General features: G+C 61.7%; 14 protein-coding genes, 1 other RNA gene and 1 pseudogene. 9 read left to right on the top strand and 7 right to left on the bottom strand.

The features are described 5' to 3' along the window. Positions 1–169: 169 nt before the first annotated feature. The 4 genes from zipA (at position 170) to ffs (ending at position 5,186) form a co-directional block, all read left to right on the top strand. Complete coding sequence (zipA, locus tag RS887_RS01595) at positions 170–1,024, top strand: cell division protein ZipA (RefSeq protein ID WP_322614138.1); 855 nt, start codon at positions 170–172, stop codon at positions 1,022–1,024. 250 nt (positions 1,025–1,274) lie between these two features. After that, positions 1,275–3,632: an NAD-dependent DNA ligase LigA gene (ligA, locus tag RS887_RS01590; RefSeq protein WP_322614137.1), complete on the top strand. Its 2,358-nt coding sequence runs from the start codon at positions 1,275–1,277 to the stop codon at positions 3,630–3,632. A gap of 179 nt (positions 3,633–3,811) precedes the next feature. Continuing rightward, entirely contained in the window at positions 3,812–4,978 is a 1,167-nt protein-coding gene (locus RS887_RS01585) for a zinc-binding metallopeptidase family protein (RefSeq protein ID WP_322614136.1), read from the top strand. A 111-nt stretch (positions 4,979–5,089) separates the two neighbouring features. After that, positions 5,090–5,186, top strand: an RNA gene (ffs, locus tag RS887_RS01580) — signal recognition particle sRNA small type. Positions 5,187–5,246: 60 nt separating this feature from the next. Here the strand turns inward: ffs and RS887_RS01575 are convergent. Further along, positions 5,247–6,044 (bottom strand): transporter substrate-binding domain-containing protein, encoded by a 798-nt coding sequence (locus RS887_RS01575; protein WP_322614135.1) that lies wholly within the window; start codon positions 6,042–6,044, stop codon positions 5,247–5,249. A 123-nt stretch (positions 6,045–6,167) separates the two neighbouring features. Here RS887_RS01575 and dnaX point away from each other — a divergent pair, with 123 nt between their 5' ends. The 5 genes and pseudogenes from dnaX (at position 6,168) to RS887_RS01550 (ending at position 11,995) form a co-directional block, all read left to right on the top strand. After that, positions 6,168–8,267, top strand: a complete 2,100-nt coding sequence (gene dnaX, locus RS887_RS01570) for a DNA polymerase III subunit gamma/tau (protein ID WP_322614134.1) — start codon at positions 6,168–6,170, stop codon at positions 8,265–8,267. Positions 8,268–8,334: 67 nt separating this feature from the next. Continuing rightward, the gene (locus RS887_RS01565) at positions 8,335–8,673 is read left to right on the top strand and encodes a YbaB/EbfC family nucleoid-associated protein (protein WP_007985911.1); all 339 of its coding nucleotides are present in this window, start codon (positions 8,335–8,337) and stop codon (positions 8,671–8,673) included. A 265-nt stretch (positions 8,674–8,938) separates the two neighbouring features. Beyond that, positions 8,939–9,973: an NADP-dependent oxidoreductase gene (locus RS887_RS01560; protein ID WP_322614133.1), complete on the top strand. Its 1,035-nt coding sequence runs from the start codon at positions 8,939–8,941 to the stop codon at positions 9,971–9,973. A gap of 79 nt (positions 9,974–10,052) precedes the next feature. After that, positions 10,053–10,655, top strand: coding sequence for a recombination mediator RecR (gene recR / locus RS887_RS01555; RefSeq protein WP_057715679.1), 603 nt, complete (start codon positions 10,053–10,055; stop codon positions 10,653–10,655). A gap of 192 nt (positions 10,656–10,847) precedes the next feature. Then, a pseudogene (locus RS887_RS01550) lies at positions 10,848–11,995 on the top strand (acyl-CoA dehydrogenase family protein). Between the two features lie 141 nt (positions 11,996–12,136). Here RS887_RS01550 and RS887_RS01545 read toward each other — a convergent pair. The 6 genes from RS887_RS01545 to RS887_RS01520 all read right to left on the bottom strand — a co-directional run bounded on the left by RS887_RS01545 (position 12,137) and on the right by RS887_RS01520 (position 18,554). Then, positions 12,137–12,685: an adenine phosphoribosyltransferase gene (locus tag RS887_RS01545; protein WP_007985920.1), complete on the bottom strand. Its 549-nt coding sequence runs from the start codon at positions 12,683–12,685 to the stop codon at positions 12,137–12,139. A gap of 80 nt (positions 12,686–12,765) precedes the next feature. Then, positions 12,766–13,500, bottom strand: coding sequence for a fumarate/nitrate reduction transcriptional regulator Fnr (fnr, locus tag RS887_RS01540; protein ID WP_007995802.1), 735 nt, complete (start codon positions 13,498–13,500; stop codon positions 12,766–12,768). A 90-nt stretch (positions 13,501–13,590) separates the two neighbouring features. Then, a complete protein-coding gene (hemN, locus tag RS887_RS01535; RefSeq protein ID WP_322615244.1) occupies positions 13,591–14,973 on the bottom strand; it encodes an oxygen-independent coproporphyrinogen III oxidase in 1,383 nt (460 codons plus the stop codon). Positions 14,974–15,186: 213 nt separating this feature from the next. Continuing rightward, positions 15,187–15,870 (bottom strand): sulfite exporter TauE/SafE family protein, encoded by a 684-nt coding sequence (locus tag RS887_RS01530; RefSeq protein WP_322614132.1) that lies wholly within the window; start codon positions 15,868–15,870, stop codon positions 15,187–15,189. Further along, positions 15,863–16,081 carry a cbb3-type cytochrome oxidase assembly protein CcoS gene (ccoS, locus tag RS887_RS01525; RefSeq protein ID WP_322614131.1) on the bottom strand — a complete coding sequence of 73 codons (219 nt, stop codon included), beginning with the start codon at positions 16,079–16,081 and terminating at the stop codon, positions 15,863–15,865. Before ccoS ends, RS887_RS01530 begins: the two co-directional genes overlap by 8 nt. Before the next feature lie 22 nt (positions 16,082–16,103). After that, positions 16,104–18,554, bottom strand: coding sequence for a heavy metal translocating P-type ATPase (locus RS887_RS01520; RefSeq protein WP_322614130.1), 2,451 nt, complete (start codon positions 18,552–18,554; stop codon positions 16,104–16,106). Positions 18,555–18,584: the final 30 nt, after the last annotated feature.

The raw sequence follows: 18,584 nt of genomic DNA, 5'->3' as shown, positions 1-18,584 counted from the left end.
ACGTGGTAGACGGTGTAAAGTTACCTTTGGTCGTGCTAGTTTAATGTCAATTTTTCGTATACGTGGGCAAAACGCCTGTCAGAACATAGAGTTGGCGCCACGTTTTAAAGCGGTTTACAGGTTGTAAACCCCTTATTTTTCAGCATTTTTCATAGAGGCACGGGATTACATGGAAATCGGTCTGCGCGAGTGGCTGATCGTCATCGGCATCATTGTCATTGCCGGTATTCTTTTCGATGGCTGGCGCCGTATGCGCGGCGGCAAGGGAAAACTGAAGTTCCGTCTTGATCGAAATCTGTCCAACCTGCCGGACGAGGACAGCAGCGCCGAGCTGCTGGGCCCGCCGCGCGTGCTGGACACCCATAAAGAGCCGCAACTGGACGAGCAGGACCTGCCGTCGGTGAGCATGCCGGCCCGGGAGCCTCGCGAGTCGGGTTCCAAGCGCGGCAAGCGTAGCCACAGCGAGCCTTCCCAGGGTGACATGAACCTCAGCCTGGATCTGGACGGCGGCCCGAGTTTCAGTAGCCGCGACGACGATTTCCCGGCCGAAACCAAATCCTCGCCATCGGTCGGCGACAAGGATCAGCCGCAAGCTGAAGAAGTGCTGGTGATCAGCGTGATCTGCCGCGACCCTGCCGGTTTCAAGGGCCCGGCGCTGTTGCAGAACATTCTGGAAAGCGGTCTGCGTTTCGGTGAGATGGATATTTTCCACCGTCACGAAAGCATGGCGGGCAACGGTGAAGTCCTGTTCTCCATGGCCAACGCCGTCAAGCCCGGCGTATTCGACCTGGACGACATCGACCACTTCAGCACCCCGGCGGTGATCTTCTTCCTGGGGCTGCCAGTCCCTCGCCATCCGAAGCAAGCCTTCGACGTGATGGTGGCCGCGGCGCGTAAACTGTCCCAGGAGCTCAACGGCGAACTGAAGGACGACCAGCGCAGCGTACTGACTGCCCAGACGATCGAGCACTATCGTCAGCGCATCGTGGAATTTGAGCGCCGCGCCCTGACCCAGAAACGCTGATTCGAAAGGTTTGAGGGGGGGGCTGTTGTGGCGAGGGAGCTTGCTCCCGCTGGGCCGGTCCGCGCTCGGGCGAAGCAGCCCCAAAACCATCCCCCTCGTTGTGTCAGGTTCAGCGCGATTGCAGGATTTACGACGGCTACGCCGCCGAGCGGGAGCAAGCTCCCTCACCACAATGTCCATAGCCTTGAGCTACTGTGATTTAGAAAATTGAGCAGCCTCGGCTGCTCTTTTGCTTTATGAGAGAACACCCATGACCGCCGCCAAGAACCGTATTTTAGAGCTGCGCGCTGAGCTGGATCAGCACAACTATCGTTACCACGTGCTCGACGAGCCGAGCATTCCGGACGCCGAATACGACCGCTTGTTCAACGAGCTCAAGGCGCTGGAAGCGGCCAATCCCGAACTGATCACCAGCGACTCGCCCACACAGCGAGTGGGCAGCGCGGCGCTGTCGGCGTTTACCCAGGTGCGTCACGAAGTGCCAATGCTCAGCCTCGGTAACGCCTTCGAAGAAACCGACATGCGTGAGTTCGACCGTCGGGTGACCGAAGGCCTGGATTTGCCGGCGGGCGACCTGTTCGGTGGCGGCGCAACCGTTGAATATAGCTGTGAACCCAAGCTCGATGGCCTGGCCGTCAGCCTGTTGTATCAGGATGGCATCCTGGTGCGCGGCGCGACCCGCGGCGATGGCACGACGGGCGAAGACATCAGTGTCAACGTGCGCACGGTACGCAACATTCCGCTCAAGCTGCACGGTACCGGCTGGCCGGCGACCCTGGAAGTGCGCGGCGAAGTGTTCATGTCCAAGGCCGGTTTCGAGCGGCTCAACGCCACGCAGCTGGAAGTCGGCGGCAAGACCTTCGCCAACCCGCGCAACGCGGCGGCCGGCAGTTTGCGGCAGCTGGACTCGAAGATCACCGCCAATCGTCCGCTGGAGTTCTGCTGCTATGGCATCGGCCAGGTGTCGGCGGACATTGCCGACACGCACGTCGGCAATTTGCAGCAACTCCAGGCCTGGGGCATGCCGATCAGTCATGAGCTGAAACTGGCGCAGGGTATCGCCGAATGCCTGGATTACTACCGCGACATCGGTGAGCGGCGCAGCGCACTGCCCTATGAAATTGACGGCGTGGTGTTCAAGGTCAACAGCATTGCCTCCCAGCGCGAACTGGGTTTTCGCGCCCGTGAGCCGCGTTGGGCCATCGCCCACAAATTCCCGGCGATGGAAGAGCTCACCGAACTGCTCGATGTGGAATTCCAGGTCGGCCGCACCGGTGCGGTGACGCCGGTGGCGCGCCTGAAGCCGGTCAAGGTCGCCGGTGTCACGGTGGCCAACGCCACGTTGCACAACATGGATGAAGTGGCGCGCCTGGGCCTGATGATCGGTGACACGGTGATCATTCGCCGTGCGGGTGACGTGATTCCGCAAGTGGTGCAAGTGGTCATTGAGCGTCGTCCGGAAAACGCCCGGCCGGTGCAGATTCCCGAGCAGTGCCCGGTGTGTGGTTCCCATGTCGAGCGCACGCAACTGATCAAGCGCAGCAAGGGTCGCGAGACGGTCAGCGAAGGCGCGGTGTATCGCTGCGTCGGCCGCCTGGCCTGTGGCGCGCAACTCAAGCAGGCAATCATTCACTTCGTGTCCCGTCGCGCGATGGATATCGAGGGCCTGGGTGAGAAGAGTGTCGAGCAACTGGTGGACGAAGGCCTGGTGAGTTCGCCGGCCGATCTGTATGCCCTGACGTTCGAGCAGATCGTCGATCTGGAAGGCTTTGCCGAACTGTCGAGCAAGAACCTGCTCGGCGCCATCGAAGACAGCAAGAAGCCGGGCCTGGCGCGGTTCATCTACGCCCTCGGCATTCCCGATGTCGGCGAGGAGACCGCCAAGGTGCTGGCCCGTTCCCTGGGTTCGCTGGAGCGGGTGCAGCAGGCCTTGCCGCAAGTGCTGACGTACTTGCCGGACGTCGGGCTGGAAGTCGCGCACGAGATCCACAGCTTCTTCGAGGACGCGCACAACCAGCAGGTGATCGCTGAACTGCTCAAGCATGGTTTGCAGATTCAGGATCAGGGTGAGTTGGGCGCCGAGTTTGCCGCAAGTACGACGTTGGGCGGTTTCCTCGACAAACTGCACATTCCGTCGGTAGGGCCGGGTGGGGCACAGAAGCTGGCGGACAAATTCGGTTCGCTGCAGGCGGTGATCGGTGCTGACTGGCTCGATATGCGTCAGGCGCTACCGGAGAAACAAGCCAATTCGGTGCGCGAGTTCTTTGCGCTCGAAGAAAATCGCCAATTGGCCGAAGCGGCCGAGAAGCAACTGGTCGATTTCGGCATGCACTGGCAGAGCGAGAAGAAGGTCGTCGAAGGCTTGCCGCTGGCCGGGCAGACCTGGGTGCTGACCGGCTCCCTGGAGCTGATGAGCCGCGATGTGGCCAAGGACAAGCTCGAAAGCCTGGGGGCCAAGGTCGCCGGCTCCGTGTCGGCCAAGACCCATTGCGTGGTGGCTGGGCCCGGCGCGGGCTCCAAGTTGACCAAGGCCAATGAGCTGGGGTTGAAGGTGCTGGATGAAGAGGCGTTTGTCGAGTTTCTGCGCAAACACGATATTTCGGTGTGAAGCCTTCGCGAGCAAGTCGGATCGCGCACCGCCGCTCCCACATTAGACCGCATTCCTCTGTGGGAGCGGCGGTGCGGCGATCCACTTGCTCGCGAAGACGATTTCAACAGCCCGCAGAAAACGGGAACGATCACCTCTAGGGAATGATCTAGTCTTGGCAAGCCCAGGGAGAGATCGCCATGTACCCTTTCTTCGAACAGCTCAGCTCGCGCATCGCCGCGCCGTTCATGGGCGAAAGTTCGCGCAACGGCAAGGTCTGGCCCTGTCGTTGCGGGCAGTCGTTGTTTTTTCGCAACAGTCAGTGCCTGGCCTGTTCGGCGGCGTTGGGTTATCAGCCGGAGCAGAGTCGCTTGTCCTCGCTGCAGCCGGGTGTGCAAGCGGGCACCTGGCTGCTTGATGTCGATCCGGAGACTGGCCTGTTTCGACGTTGCGCCAACCTCGATTCCCCGGCGGCCTGTAATTGGTTGCTGCCTGCCAATGACCATGAGGTCTTGTGCGTTGCCTGCAGCCTCAACCGCACCATTCCCGATCTGTCGATAGCCGACAACCATGAGCGCTGGCGCAAGGTGGAAACCGCCAAGCGGCGTCTGGTCGCGCAACTGGTCAGCCTGGGGTTGCAGGTGATTCCCAGGACAGTCGATGAAGAGACCGGCCTTGCCTTCGATTTCATCGGCATGGACCTCGAAGGCAAACCGCCCACCACCGGACATGCCAATGGCCTGATCACCCTCGATATCAAGGAAGCCGACGACGCGCACCGCGAGCAGGTGCGGGCGCAATTGCACGAACCCTATCGCACGCTGCTCGGACATTTTCGCCACGAAGTCGGGCATTACTACTGGGACCGCTTGATCGCCAGCAGCCATTGGCTGGAACCCTTTCGCCGGTTGTTCGGCGATGAGCGCGCCAGCTATGCCGAAGCCCTTGAGCGACATTATCGGCAGGGGGCGCCGCTCGACTGGCAGCAGCACTACGTCAGCGCCTACGCGACCATGCACCCGTGGGAAGACTGGGCGGAAACCTGGGCGCATTACCTGCACATGATGGACGCCTTGGACACCGCGCTGGGCTTTGGCATGAGCGCCCGGGACATGGATTTCGACTATCAGCCGTTTCCGCCTGAAACCCTCTTCGATCCGCAGCATCCCGGTGGTGCGGCTTTTCTGTCGTTCGTCAACGCGTGGATCGAGCTGGCGGGCATGCTCAATGAGCTATCGCGCAGCATGGGGCAGCCGGATTTCTATCCGTTCGTCCTGCCGCCTGCGGTGATTGCCAGGCTGCACTTTATCCACCTGGTGATTCAGCAGGAGGGCGGCAGGGCGGATGAGGTGCTGCAGGTGCAATAGCAAGTGCTTGAACCCCCTCATATTTTTAATCCGAAACCAACGGTTGTAACTTCGCCTCAGATAGGTACAATGGCGCGGCTCGCCGTCAGGTGAGCGTCGTTATGGTGACCCCATCGGTCCCCCCGCAACGATCAGCCGTGAACCCGGTCAGGCCTGGAAGGGAGCAGCCGCAGCGGTGACATTGTGTGCCGGGGTGTGGCTGGTGGGGTTACCACCTTAACGCCACGCGAGTGTTCTCTCGCGTTATCTTTCTGAAAATACCCTTTTGCTAGCTGCCAGGATCTTGTCCAGGGCGGTTTTTTGTCGTTTCCGATTTATCCACAGCCGCAGGCTCGCCACCGATATACAACCGAACAGTCGCATCGATCTCCCCGGACATCTTCATCCGCACCAGGGTGCGCAGAATGCGCTCCACCGGCACTTGCGGGTCATTGCGTACGTAGCAGCCGACGTTCTGCTCCTGCAGCACCGCCACGCTGTGCAGTTGTCGCTCCGGCAGCAGGCGCTGATTGAACCAGTCCAGGCTCCATCGATTGCTGACGGCATAGCGGTTGCGGCCGGCGAGGAGTTTTTCCAGCACCTGTTCCTGGCTGCGTGCGTCGTCGCGATGCAACCGGTCGGTGTCGAACAGCGGTTGCAGGGTCGGGTAGCTGTAGCTCAGCACGGTGCCGATGGACTGGTAGGGCAAATCCGCCGGGTTCACGGCGTCGGGCTGCACATGCCGGGCGACCAACAGGTCGGGCTGGGTAAAGAGCGGGATGCTCCAGATGTAGTCGCCGGACTGCCGGGGCAGCCACGATTGTGCGGCATAACAGCGGACATCGACCTCGCCTTGCTCCATGGCACTTTGCACTCGCCCGCGGGGCAATACATGGAATTCGGCCGGTAAGCCGACCTGGGTCGCGAGACTGAGCATCACGTCATAGAGGATGCCCTGGGTCGGTTTGCCCCGTTCAAATTGCACCATGGGCATGGTCCAGCTGTCGCTTATCACGAAGCGCAGCGGTGCTGGCGCGGCCGCTCCGTCCAGGCTGATCAGCAGCAATGCCCCCAAGGCCAGCCTCATAAACACTCCGTTAAAAGCCCCCGATGTGCAGCTTGGCCAGAATACACGAGCGCACCGGATGCAATTTGTGCCTTGCTCCGCTAGCATTAGCCGCTTCTGCTTCCTTCGCTGCGACGGTTTTCGATGAGTTATCAGGTTCTTGCACGTAAATGGCGTCCGCGCTCGTTCCGCGAAATGGTCGGCCAGACCCATGTGCTCAAGGCTCTGATCAATGCCTTGGACAGCCAGCGGCTGCACCACGCCTACCTCTTTACCGGTACCCGTGGGGTCGGCAAGACCACCATCGCGCGGATCATTGCCAAATGCCTGAACTGTGAAACGGGTATCACTTCTTCGCCCTGCGGTGAATGCTCGGTGTGCCGCGAAATCGACGAGGGCCGCTTTGTCGACCTGATCGAGATCGACGCCGCGAGCCGCACCAAGGTCGAAGACACCCGCGAATTGCTCGACAACGTGCAGTACGCCCCGAGTCGCGGGCGCTTCAAGGTCTACCTGATCGACGAAGTGCACATGCTCTCCAGCCATTCGTTCAACGCGCTGCTCAAAACCCTTGAGGAACCGCCACCCTACGTCAAGTTCATCCTGGCGACCACTGACCCGCAGAAACTTCCGGCAACGATTCTGTCGCGATGCCTGCAGTTCTCCCTGAAGAACATGACGCCGGAACGCGTTGTCGAGCACTTGACCCACGTGCTGGGTGCCGAGAATGTGCCGTTCGAAGATGATGCGCTGTGGTTGCTGGGCCGTGCTGCCGACGGGTCGATGCGTGATGCCATGAGTCTGACCGATCAGGCCATTGCCTTCGGTGAAGGCAAGGTTTTGGCCGCCGACGTGCGGGCGATGCTCGGGACACTCGATCACGGGCAGGTCTACGACGTCCTGCATGCGCTGATCGAAGGCGATGCCAAGGCGTTGCTCGAAGCCGTCCGCCACCTGGCCGAACAGGGTCCGGACTGGAACGGTGTGCTGTCGGAAATCCTCAATGTGCTGCACCGCGTTGCCATCGCCCAGGCGTTGCCGGAAGGTGTCGATAACGGTCATGGCGACCGTGATCGCGTGCTGGCACTGGCCCAGGCGTTGCCGGCCGAAGACGTGCAGTTCTACTACCAGATGGGCCTGATCGGCCGCCGCGATTTGCCGCTGGCGCCGGATCCCCGGGGTGGTTTTGAAATGGTGTTGCTGCGGATGCTGGCGTTCCGGCCTGCAGACACCGCGGATGCCCCGAGGCAACCGCTAAAGCCAGTGGGGATCAGCCAGGCCACAGTTGATTCCGCAAATTCAGTGGCTGCCGCGCCGGTAGTCGCTGCGGCCGTTGCACCGATAGCGGCTGCGCCAGTGGCGGAACCGGAACCGGAACCGGTAGCGCAGGTCGTTGTGCCAGAGCCTGCACCTGTTCCTGTTCCTGTTCCTGCGCCTGTAGTTGACGCGGTGGTGGTCGAAGAGGTTGTCGACCTGCCATGGAATGATCCGGTCGAGCCCGCGCCCGTTCAGCAACCGGCGGCGGAGCCGGTGCTGGAAACCGCCAGCGAACAACCCGAATTACCGCCGATACCGATGCCGATGCCGATGCCGTTGCCGACGCCGGACAGCGTGGTGCCGGACGCCCCGGAGTGGGCTGCCGCGCCGATCCCGGAACCCACGGTGGCCGACGTCGATGCCGCGACGCCGGGTATGGACCTGGATGACGAGCCGCCGCTGGACGAGGATTACATCGAACCGGACATGGATTCGGCCTACAGTTACCTCGACGAATTGGCCAGCGAGCATGCTGCTGACCCGGCTCCGGAGCCCGAGCCTGAGCCCGCGGCAATGCCGGCCACCGGTCTGGCCCTGCAATGGCTGGAGCTGTTCCCGAAATTGCCGATTTCCGGCATGACCGGCAGTATCGCCGCCAACTGTACGCTGATCGCGGTGGATGGCGACAATTGGCTGATGCACCTGGACCCAGCCCACAGTGCCTTGTTCAACGCCACTCAGCAGCGTCGCCTCAACGATGCGCTGAACCAGTATCACCAGCGTACGCTGACCCTGAGCATCGAGCTGATCAAGCCCGAGCAGGAAACCCCGGCACAGGCGGCTTCGCGCCGCCGCGCCGACCGTCAGCGCGAGGCGGAGGAATCGATTCACGGTGATCCGTTCATCCAGCAAATGATGCAGCAGTTCGGTGCGGTGATCCGTAACGATACTATTGAGCCTGTCGATGCCCTGGTCACTCAGGGCTAATAACTGAAGGTGCTCGGCCGCATGGGCCGGGCGCTGTTTTGATCCAAGTACTTTTGAGGTGATTACCATGATGAAAGGTGGCATGGCCGGCCTGATGAAGCAGGCGCAGCAGATGCAGGAAAAAATGGCCAAGATGCAGGAAGAACTGGCCAACGCCGAAGTCACCGGTAAGGCCGGTGGCGATATGGTCACCGTGGTGATGACCGGTCGCCATGACGTCAAGAGCGTCACCATCGACCCAAGCCTGGTTGAAGGCCTGAGCGAGGACGACAAGGAAATGCTGGAAGCGGTCGTCGCGGCCGCCGTCAACGACGCCGTGCGCAAGATCGAAGCCAACAGCCAGGAAAAAATGGGCAGCATGACAGCCGGCATGCAACTGCCGCCGGGCATGAAACTGCCATTCTGATTCGCCTTCAGGCGGCAGATGAGCTACAAAAATGCCAGGCATTGCGCCTGGCATTTTTGTTTCTGGCTGTCAGGTATGTATGTATGTATGTGAAGCCGCTTTCGCGAGCAAGCCCGCTCCCACAGGGGATTGCATTCCAAATGTGGGAGCGGGCTTGCTCGCGAAGAAGTCACCTCGGTCTTGCTGAATAAACATCGAACGCCGTACCACCACAAAGGTCTGCTCCCTATATCACCGAACCTCATCGATCACAGGAGACGCTGCCATGTCCGACCCCATGATCCTCAATCAACGCATTGTCCTGGCTTCTCGCCCGGTCGGCGCGCCGACGCCGGAAAACTTCCGCATGGAGCGGGTGGCGCTGCCGGAACTGGCCGACGGTCAGGTGCTGCTCAAGACCGTTTTCCTGTCGCTGGATCCCTACATGCGCGGACGAATGAGTGACGCACCTTCCTACGCTGCACCGGTGGAAATCGGCGAAGTCATGACCGGGGGCGCTGTGAGCCGGGTCGAGCGATCGCTCAATCCGAAGTTTCAGGAAGGTGATCTGGTGGTCGGTGCCACCGGTTGGCAAAGCCACAGCATCAATGACGGACGCAGCATCATTCCGGTGCCGTCGGGATTGCCAAGTGCGTCGATGGCCCTTGGAGTGCTGGGCATGCCAGGGATGACCGCGTACATGGGCCTGATGGACATCGGCCAGCCCAAGGCCGGCGAGACCCTGGTGGTTGCAGCGGCGTCCGGCGCGGTGGGCTCGGTGGTCGGCCAGGTGGCGAAGATCAAGGGGCTGCGTGTGGTCGGCGTGGCCGGCGGCGCGGACAAGTGCCGGTATGTGGTCGACGAATTGGGCTTCGACGCCTGCATCGACCACAAGAGCCCCGACTTTGCTGAAGAACTGGTACACGCCTGTCCCAAAGGCATCGACATTTATTATGAAAACGTCGGCGGCAAAGTGTTCGACGCCGTGGTGCCGTTGCTCAATCCCAAGGCGCGGATTCCACTCTGCGGCCTGATTGCTTCCTATAACGCCTATGAAGCGCCGAGCGGGCCGGATCGCCTGCCACTGCTGCAGCGCACCTTGTTGACCAAGCGGGTACGCATCCAGGGCTTCATCGTGTTCGATGACTATAGTGATCGCCAGCCGGAATTCCTCAGTGCCATGGCGCCCTGGGTGCGCGATGGCAAGGTGAAATTCCGTGAAGACGTGGTCGATGGCCTGGAGCAGGCGCCCGACGCGTTCATCGGCATGCTGGAAGGGCGCAACTTCGGCAAACTGGTGGTTCGGGTTTCCCGGGACTGAGTTATTGACGCTGCAATTTGACGCTCAACCGAGGCGCGGGTATAAACCGCGTCTCGTTGTTTTGTCGGACTTTTCCACCATGAGCTTCAGCCCTTTGATTCGCCAACTGATCGACGCCCTGCGAATTTTGCCAGGCGTGGGTCAGAAAACCGCCCAGCGCATGGCGTTGCAGTTGCTCGAACGTGACCGCAGCGGCGGCTCACGACTGGCGCTGGCCCTGAGCCAGGCCATGGAAGGGGTCGGTCACTGCCGCTTGTGCCGTACGCTGACTGAAGATGATCTGTGCCCGCAATGCGCCGATACCCGTCGCGACGACACCTTGCTCTGCGTGGTGGAAGGCCCGATGGACGTCTATGCCGTGGAGCAGACCGGTTTTCGCGGACGCTATTTCGTGCTCAAGGGCCATCTGTCGCCGCTCGACGGCTTGGGGCCGGAAGCCATCGGCATTCCGCAATTGATGGCACGGATCGAAGAGGCCGGCACTTTCACCGAAGTCATCCTGGCCACCAACCCGACCGTGGAAGGTGAAGCCACCGCGCATTACATCGCCCAATTGCTCAGCAGCAAAGGCCTGATCGCCTCGCGTATCGCCCATGGCGTGCCGCTCGGTGGTGAGCTGGAACTGGTCGATGGCGGCACGCTGGCGCATTCGTTTGCCGGGCGCAAGCCGATTTCGCTCTGAGTTTTGTGGTGTCTTTTCTGACGCCTTCGCGAGCAAGCCCGCTCCCACATTGGTTTTGTGTACGCCGCAATCCCCTGTGGGAGCGGGCTTGCTCGCGAAGGGCGCGCCTCGGTTTCACTGATTCACACAATCCTGTTGAAAACCAAGCAAGCGCTCGGTTAACTTCACTGACCCCTTCAGTGGAGCTCGCCGATGCCTGCCTTTCAGGAATACTTCGACCCCAGCCACCAATTGGTCCGTGACAGCGTCAGACGTTTCGTCGAGCGCGAGATTCTTCCTGATATCGAGCAGTGGGAAGAAGCCGAAAGCTTTCCTCGCGAGCTTTACCTCAAGGCCGGCGCGGCGGGGATTCTCGGTATCGGGTACCCGGAGGTTTACGGAGGCAGCCACGAAGGGGTCTGTTCGCCAAGGTGGCCGCCAGTGAAGAGTTGATGCGCTGCGGCTCAGGCGGCTTGGTTGCCGGCCTGGGCTCACTGGATATCGGCTTGCCGCCTGTTCTCAAGTGGGCCCGGCCCGAAGTACGCGATCGTGTGCTGCCGCAGGTACTGTCGGGCGAGAAGATCAGCGCCCTGGCCATCACCGAGCCCGGTGGCGGCTCCGACGTAGCCAACCTGCAAACCCGTGCCGTGCGCGACGGCGATTTCTACCGGGTCAGTGGCAGCAAGACCTTTATCACCAGCGGCGTGCGCGCGGATTTTTATACCGTCGCGGTGCGCACGGGCGAGTCAGGTTTCGCTGGCATTAGCCTGTTGCTGATCGAGAAAGGCACGCCCGGTTTCACCGTAGGACGGCAACTGAAGAAAATGGGCTGGTGGGCGTCAGACACGGCTGAACTGTTCTTCGATGATTGCCGGGTTCCTGCAGGCAATCTGATCGGCGTCGAGAACATGGGCTTTGCCTGCATCATGGGTAATTTCCAGAGCGAGCGCCTGGCCCTGGCGTTGATGGCCAACATGACTGCACAGCTGGCGCTGGAGGAGAGCCTGAAGTGGGCGCGCCAGCGCGAAGCCTTTGGCAAACCGATCGGCAAGTTTCAGGTGATCAAGCACCGCCTCGCCGAGATGGCGACCGCGCTGGAAGTGTCCCGGGAATTCACTTACCGCCAGGCCGCGAAAATGGCGGCGGGAAAGAGTGTGATCAAGGAAATTTCCATGGCCAAGAATTTTGCGACGGATACGGCAGACCGGATCGTGACCGATGCGGTGCAGATACTCGGTGGGCTGGGTTACATGCGCGAGAGTCTGGTGGAGCGGCTGTACCGTGATAACCGGATCCTGTCGATTGGCGGCGGGACGCGGGAAGTGATGAACGAGATCATCAGCAAGCAGATGGGGCTTTGAGCCGATCTTGAATTTAGTGGTGTTGCCGCTGCCGCCATTCGCGAGCAAGCCCGCTCCCACACTTGACCGCGTACTGTCAGGAAGAATGCAATTCACTGTGGGAGCGGGCTTGCTCGCGAAGGCGTCAGTACAGGCGCCAGATTACTTGTCAGTCAACGCAAACTGCGTCAGGCAGAAGGTAGGAATACCCATGTCTTCCAGACGCTGCGAGCCACCCAGCTCCGGCAGATCGATAATCGCCGCCGCTTCATGCACCCGGGCGCCCATGCGGCGGATCAGGTTGGCGGCGGCAATCAGGGTGCCGCCAGTCGCGATCAGGTCATCGAACATCACCACCGAATCCCCCTCGCACAGGCTGTCGGCGTGCACTTCCAGGAAGGCTTCGCCGTATTCGGTCGCATAGCCCTCGGCCAGCACGTCAGCCGGCAGCTTGCCTTGCTTGCGGAACAGCACCAGCGGCTTGTTCAACTGATAGGCCAGTACCGAACCGATCAGGAAACCGCGGGCATCCATGGCGCCGATATGGGTGAAGTCAGCCTCGACGTAACGGTGAGCGAAGCTGTCCATCACCAGGCGCAGGGCCGTGGGCGACTGGAACAGCGGGGTGATGTCGCGAAAGATCACACCCGGTTTCGGGAAGTCGATGACAGGGCGGATAAGGGATTTGATGTCGAAGGAGTCGAAGGCCATAGTCGGAGAATCCTGGCAGGGCTGCAAACGACGAAGTATAACGGCGGCTGAACCGTTTCGCTCAGCCGCAATGGTTTGATTCAGCTTTCCAGTGAGCCACCGGCCAGGGCGCACAGCTGGATCGGGTCGATAATCCGGATTTCCTTGCCTTCTGCCGCGATCAGTTCGTTTTGCTGGAAGCGCGTAAAGACGCGGGACACGGTTTCTACCGCCAGGCCCAGGTAGTTGCCGATTTCGTTACGCGACATGCTCAGGCGGAACTGGTTGGCGGAAAAGCCCCGGGCGCGAAAACGTGCCGAGAGGTTGACCAGGAACGTGGCGATGCGTTCGTCGGCGGTCTTTTTCGACAACAGCAGCATCATCTGCTGATCGTCACGGATTTCGCGGCTCATCACGCGCATCAACTGACGGCGCAACTGCGGCAGTTGCAGGGCCAGTTCGTCGAGGCGTTCAAAGGGGATTTCACACACCGAGGTGGTTTCCAGGGCTTGTGCCGACACCGGGTGCTTTTCGGTGTCCATGCCCGACAGGCCGACCAGTTCGCTGGGCAAGTGGAAACCGGTGAGCTGTTCTTCACCGGTGTCGCTCAGGCTGAAGGTCTTGAGGGCGCCAGAACGGACTGCGTAGACAGAATCGAAGGTATCGCCCTGGCGAAACAGAAATTCGCCTTTTTTCAGCGGCCGGCCGCGTTTGACGATTTCGTCCAGTGCATCCATGTCTTCCAGATTCAGCGAAAGTGGCAGGCAAAGAGGGGCCAGGCTGCAATCCTTGCAATGGGCTTGATTATGAGCGCGCAGTTTTACTGGCTCGGACATTTCTTCAATCCTTGTGGGAATTCACACATAAGACGTAAGGGTAACTCACCATAGGATATCGAGGCCAGTCTGGGGTGTTTGCTTGCAGAATTAGACTACACGTGAAAAACGCTGGCGACTGTGTTGTTCCAGATACGCGTCGAACACCATGCACACCGAGCGCACCAACAGTCGTCCGGTGGGCAGGATGGTGATTCTGTCGCGATCGAGCTCGATCAGCCCGTCTTTGGCCATGTCTTGCAGTTGGGGCCAGAGTTCGCCGAAGTAACCTTGAAAATCGATGTTGAAGGCCTGTTCGATGTCGGCGTATTCGAGACTGAAATGGCAGATCAACTGCTGGATGACTGCACGCCGCAACCGGTCATCGGCATTGCACAGCAGGCCGCGGCTGGTGGCCAGCTGCATTGATGCAAGGGCGTTCTGATAGTGGTTCAGGTCGCTGCTGTTCTGGCAGTAAAGGTCGCCGATCTGGCTGATTGCCGAGACGCCGAGGCCGATCAAGTCGCAGTGACCGTGGGTGGTGTAGCCCTGGAAATTGCGTTGCAGGGTCGATTCTTCCTGGGCAATCGCCAGCTCATCGTCGGGCAGGGCGAAGTGGTCCATGCCGATGTAGCGGTAGCCGGCGGCAATCAGTTGCTCAATGGTGCGCTGCAACATTTCCAGTTTCTGCGCGGGTGTCGGCAGTTCATCGCTGTTGATGCGCCGCTGCGGCATGAAGCGTTCCGGCAGGTGGGCGTAGTTGAACACCGATAGTCTGTCCGGTTGCAGGCGGATGACCTCTTCGACGGTGCGGGCGAAGTTCTCCGGCGTCTGTCTCGGCAGGCCGTAGATCAGGTCGATGTTGATGGAGCGAAACTGCAAGGTGCGGGCGGCGTCGATCACTGCGCGGGTTTCTTCCAGGCTTTGCAGGCGATTGACCGCTCGCTGGACCGCCGGGTCGAGGTCTTGCAGGCCGATGCTGACCCGATTGAAGCCCAGTTCGCGCAGCAGGCCCATGGTCGACCAGTCGGCCTCGCGCGGGTCTATCTCGATGCCGTAGTCGCCGGAGTCGTCGTCCAGCAAATTGAAGTGTTTGCGCAAGTGCGCCATCAATTGGCGCAGTTCGTCGTGACTGAGAAAGGTCGGCGTGCCGCCACCGAAGTGCAGTTGTTCGACTTTCTGCGTGGGGTCGAGGTGGCAGGCGATCAACTGGATTTCCTGTTCCAGGCGCTGCAAATACGGCTGCGCCCGGCCGCGATCCTTGGTGATGACCTTGTTGCAGGCGCAGTAATAGCAAATGTTCGCGCAGAACGGCACGTGCACGTACAGCGATAGCGGGCGTTGGGCCTTGCGGCTGTCGCGCAGGGCGTGAAACAGGTCGAAGGTGCCGACCTGGCTGTCGAATTGCACGGCGGTCGGGTACGAGGTGTAGCGCGGTCCCGCCAGGTCATAACGGCGGATCAGATCGGTGTCCCAACGAATGGCGTCGAGCATCATGCGGGCATTCCCCCGGATAGGCTGGCAGTGTCGGCCACTTTATGCGAGGGCGGGTTGGGGGATCTTGATTTGCATCAAGGTCAGAATCTTTGTCGATTGTGAGGGCCTCATCGTCGGAACGCCGCCCGGAGCAAGCTCGCTCCCACAGGGAGTCGCTGTGCACACAAAACCTGTGGGAGCGAGCTTGCTCGCGATGGGCGCGCCGCCGGGCTAATGCCCCATCAACCAGTGCTGATGCGGTCCCGGCAGTGTCCAGATACCAAACAACATCACCAGCATCCCACCCGCCATCCGTACGCTGCGCTTGCGCAACAGTGCGGTGATGCGCTCGGCGGCAAGGCCTGTCGCCAGCAGCACCGGCCAGGTGCCGAGCCCGAACGCGAGCATCAACAATGCGCTGTCCAGCGCGTTGCCCTGACTGGCCGACCATAACAAGGTGCTGTAGACCAGGCCGCACGGCAGCCAGCCCCAGAGCGCACCCAACAGCAGCGCACGCGGCACGCTCGATACCGGCAGCAACCGGTTGGCGACTGGCTGGATGTGCCGCCACAAGCCTCGACCGAGGCTTTCGATACGGGTCAGGCCGCTCCACCAGCCGGCCAGGTACAGGCCCATGGCGACCAGCAGCAGTCCGGCGAGGATGCGCATGAACATCGCCGCCGGGCTGCTGGCCACGGCCCATCCGGCCAGGCCGATCAGCAGTCCGGCGCAGGCATAACTCAGAATCCGTCCCAGGTTGTAGGCCAGCAGCAGGCGAAAGCGGCGAGTGCGTTGTTCCTTGGGGATCGCCAGGGTCAGCGCGCCCATCAAGCCGCCGCACATGCCCAGGCAATGGCCGCCGCCGAGCAAGCCGAGGATCACCGCAGACACCAGCAGGGGCGCCAACTCAAGCATGGGGCGGGGCCTTGTCTTGCGCTTTGGCCGGTTGGCCGCTGGCCTCATCGACGGCGGCGGTGTGGTTCGGGTCCTGGTCGTCGAACAGGATGCTGTGGGCCGGGCCGTCAAGGTCATCGTACTGACCGCTGTCGACCGCCCAGAAGAAGATATAGACAGCGATGGCCACGATCAGCAGCGCAGCGGGAATCATCACGTAAAGAGCTGGCATCTGGACTCCATGCCCGCGCGGCTCAGGCCGGCAGCGGGCGGGTTTCTGGCGTGGTGGAGAGGGCGGGCGCGCTCGGCATTCGAGTCAGGCGCAGCGCGTTCAACACCACGGTCAACGAACTGATCGACATGCCCACCGCAGCCCATACCGGAGTGATCCAGCCGAGGGCGGCGAAGGGCAACATGAGGCCATTGTACAACCCGGCCCACAGCAGGTTCTCGATAATGATCCGACGGGTGCGCCGCGCCAGGCTGAAGGCTTGCACCAGTGCGTCGAGGCGGTTGGACAGCAACACGGCATCGGCACTGGTTTTCGCCAGGTCGGTGGCCGAGCCCATGGCGACGCTGATATCCGCAGCCGCCAGTACCGGCACGTCATTGACCCCGTCACCGAGCATCAATACTTTGCGACCTTCCTTGTGCAGTTGTTGCAGGACCTGCAGTTTATCGTCCGGACGCAAACCGCCGCGGGCTTCATCGATACCGAGTTGCGCCGCCACGCTGGCGACCATCGGCGAGCTGTCACCGGACAACAACAGCGTGCGCCAGCCACGCGCCTTGCACGCGGCCAGCAATGCGGGCGCATCGGCACGCAAGCGATCATCGAGGACGAGCCAGGCCAACGGTCCCTGGCTGTCGCCGAGCAGCAGCCATTGGCCGGCTTCTTCGGGTATCGACGGCACCCCGGCGCCGCTGAGTTCGCAGACGAAACGCGCTTGGCCAATGCGCAGGCGGCGCCCCTCGACCAGCCCCTCCAGGCCAAGGCCCGGCGTGCTGTGGACTTCTTCGGCGGCCAGTGGCGCGCGTCCGAACGCACGGGCGATCGGATGTTCGGAGCGGTTTTCCAGGGCGGCGGCGAGGCTCAGGCATCGATCGCTGTCGAGCGCGCCGAGCGGGCGGATCGAGCGCAATGCCAGGCGTCCTTCGGTGAGGGTGCCGGTCTTGTCGAAAATCACCGTATCGATCTGGTTCAGGCCTTCCAGCACATGGCCGCGGGTTAGCAGCAGGCCGAGTTTGTGCAAGGTACCGGTGGCGGCGGTGAGGGCGGTCGGCGTCGCCAGCGACAGGGCGCACGGGCAGGTCGCCACCAGCATCGCCAGCACAATCCAGAAGGCTCGCGAGGCATCCAGTTGCCACCACAGCAGGCCAATCGCGGCGGCAGCGATCAGCGACAACAGCAGGAACCATTGCGCGGCGCGGTCGGCGATTTCCGCCAGTCGCGGCTTTTCGGCCTGGGCACGATCGAGCAGGCGAACGATGGCCGAGAGGCGAGTGTCCTGGCCCAGGGCCTGAACCTCGACGGTCAGCGCGCCTTCGACGTTCAGGGTGCCAGCGGTGACCGCATCGCCGCGGGTGCGTGGTTGCGGCAGGTATTCGCCAGTCAGCAGCGACTCGTCGACACTCGACTGACCGTCGAGGATCTTGCCGTCAGCCGGAAGAATGGCGCCCGGATGAACCAGCACCTGGTCGCCGACACGCAGTTCACTGAGCAGAATGCGTTCGCTCTGGCCATCGGGCGTCAAGCGCAGGCACGAGGCGGGCAATAGATTCACCAGCTGTGCGGTGGCGGCGGCCGTGCGCTCGCGGGCGCGCCGTTCCAGGTAACGCCCGGCCAGCAGGAACAGGGCAAACATGCCGACGGCATCGAAATACAGTTCGCCGACCCCGGTGATCGAAGTCCAGATCCCGGCAATGAAGGCGCTGCCGATGGCCAGCGACACGGAAACGTCCATGGTCAGATGGCGGGTACGCAGATCGCGCATGGCGCCTTTGAAAAACGGCGCGCAGCTGTAGAACACGATCGGGGTGGTGAGGAACAGGGCGACCCAGCGCAGGATGGTGTGCAGTTCAGGGCTGAGGTCGATGTTGAATTCAGGCCAGGTGGCCATGGTTGCCATCATCGCCTGGAACCACAGCAGCCCGGCCACACCGAGCTGGCGCAGGGCCAGGCGGTTTTCGCTGGCCAGTTGTTCACTGGCCCGGTCGGCCTGATACGGGTGTGCGGCGTAACCGATCTGGCGCAGTTCGCTGAGGACCTGGCTCAGCGGTAACTGCGCATCGCTCCAGCGTACGTACAGGCGATGGTTGGACAGGTTCAGGCGCGCTTCGGCCACGGCCGGCAAGGTGCGCAGGTGTTTTTCGATCAGCCAGCCGCAGGCGGCACAACTGATGCCTTCCATCAACAGCGTGGTTTCGGCGAGTTCGCCATCGTGGCGGACAAAGGGCTGCTGCACATCGGCGCGGTCGTACAGCGCCAGTTCGTCCACCAGTTGCACCGGCAGCGCCTCGGGGTTGGCCGAGGCTTCTCTGCGATGCTGGTAATAGCTTTCCAGGCCGCCGGCGACAATGGCCTCGGCCACGGCCTGGCAACCCGGGCAGCAGAATTCGCGGGACTCCCCGAGCACGACGGCGGTGAAGCGACTGCCGGTCGGGACGGGCAGTGCGCAGTGATAGCAGGGGAGTGGGATGGTCATGGGGTGAAATCTATGTCGTCCGGGAGGGCC

Source organism: Pseudomonas sp. BIC9C (genome assembly GCF_034541995.1).
Classification (GTDB): Bacteria; Pseudomonadota; Gammaproteobacteria; order Pseudomonadales; family Pseudomonadaceae; genus Aquipseudomonas; species Aquipseudomonas fluorescens_CC.
The sequence above is the reverse complement of the archived record's forward strand: the minus strand, read 5'-3'. Positions and strand labels throughout refer to the sequence as shown.

What these genes read in the sequence shown, in the direction of transcription:
- zipA (WP_322614138.1), top strand. Translation starts at nt 170, where the DNA reads ATGGAAATCGGTCTGCGCGAGTGGCTGATCGTCATCGGCATCATTGTC.
- RS887_RS01530 (WP_322614132.1), bottom strand. Translation starts at nt 15,870, where the DNA reads ATGCTTGAGTTGGCGCCCCTGCTGGTGTCTGCGGTGATCCTCGGCTTG.
- hemN (WP_322615244.1), bottom strand. Translation starts at nt 14,973, where the DNA reads ATGCTCGACGCCATTCGTTGGGACACCGATCTGATCCGCCGTTATGAC.
- RS887_RS01520 (WP_322614130.1), bottom strand. Translation starts at nt 18,554, where the DNA reads ATGACCATCCCACTCCCCTGCTATCACTGCGCACTGCCCGTCCCGACC.
- recR (WP_057715679.1), top strand. Translation starts at nt 10,053, where the DNA reads ATGAGCTTCAGCCCTTTGATTCGCCAACTGATCGACGCCCTGCGAATT.
- RS887_RS01575 (WP_322614135.1), bottom strand. Translation starts at nt 6,044, where the DNA reads ATGAGGCTGGCCTTGGGGGCATTGCTGCTGATCAGCCTGGACGGAGCG.
- RS887_RS01585 (WP_322614136.1), top strand. Translation starts at nt 3,812, where the DNA reads ATGTACCCTTTCTTCGAACAGCTCAGCTCGCGCATCGCCGCGCCGTTC.
- RS887_RS01545 (WP_007985920.1), bottom strand. Translation starts at nt 12,685, where the DNA reads ATGGCCTTCGACTCCTTCGACATCAAATCCCTTATCCGCCCTGTCATC.
- RS887_RS01565 (WP_007985911.1), top strand. Translation starts at nt 8,335, where the DNA reads ATGATGAAAGGTGGCATGGCCGGCCTGATGAAGCAGGCGCAGCAGATG.
- RS887_RS01560 (WP_322614133.1), top strand. Translation starts at nt 8,939, where the DNA reads ATGTCCGACCCCATGATCCTCAATCAACGCATTGTCCTGGCTTCTCGC.
- dnaX (WP_322614134.1), top strand. Translation starts at nt 6,168, where the DNA reads ATGAGTTATCAGGTTCTTGCACGTAAATGGCGTCCGCGCTCGTTCCGC.
- ligA (WP_322614137.1), top strand. Translation starts at nt 1,275, where the DNA reads ATGACCGCCGCCAAGAACCGTATTTTAGAGCTGCGCGCTGAGCTGGAT.
- ccoS (WP_322614131.1), bottom strand. Translation starts at nt 16,081, where the DNA reads ATGCCAGCTCTTTACGTGATGATTCCCGCTGCGCTGCTGATCGTGGCC.
- fnr (WP_007995802.1), bottom strand. Translation starts at nt 13,500, where the DNA reads ATGTCCGAGCCAGTAAAACTGCGCGCTCATAATCAAGCCCATTGCAAG.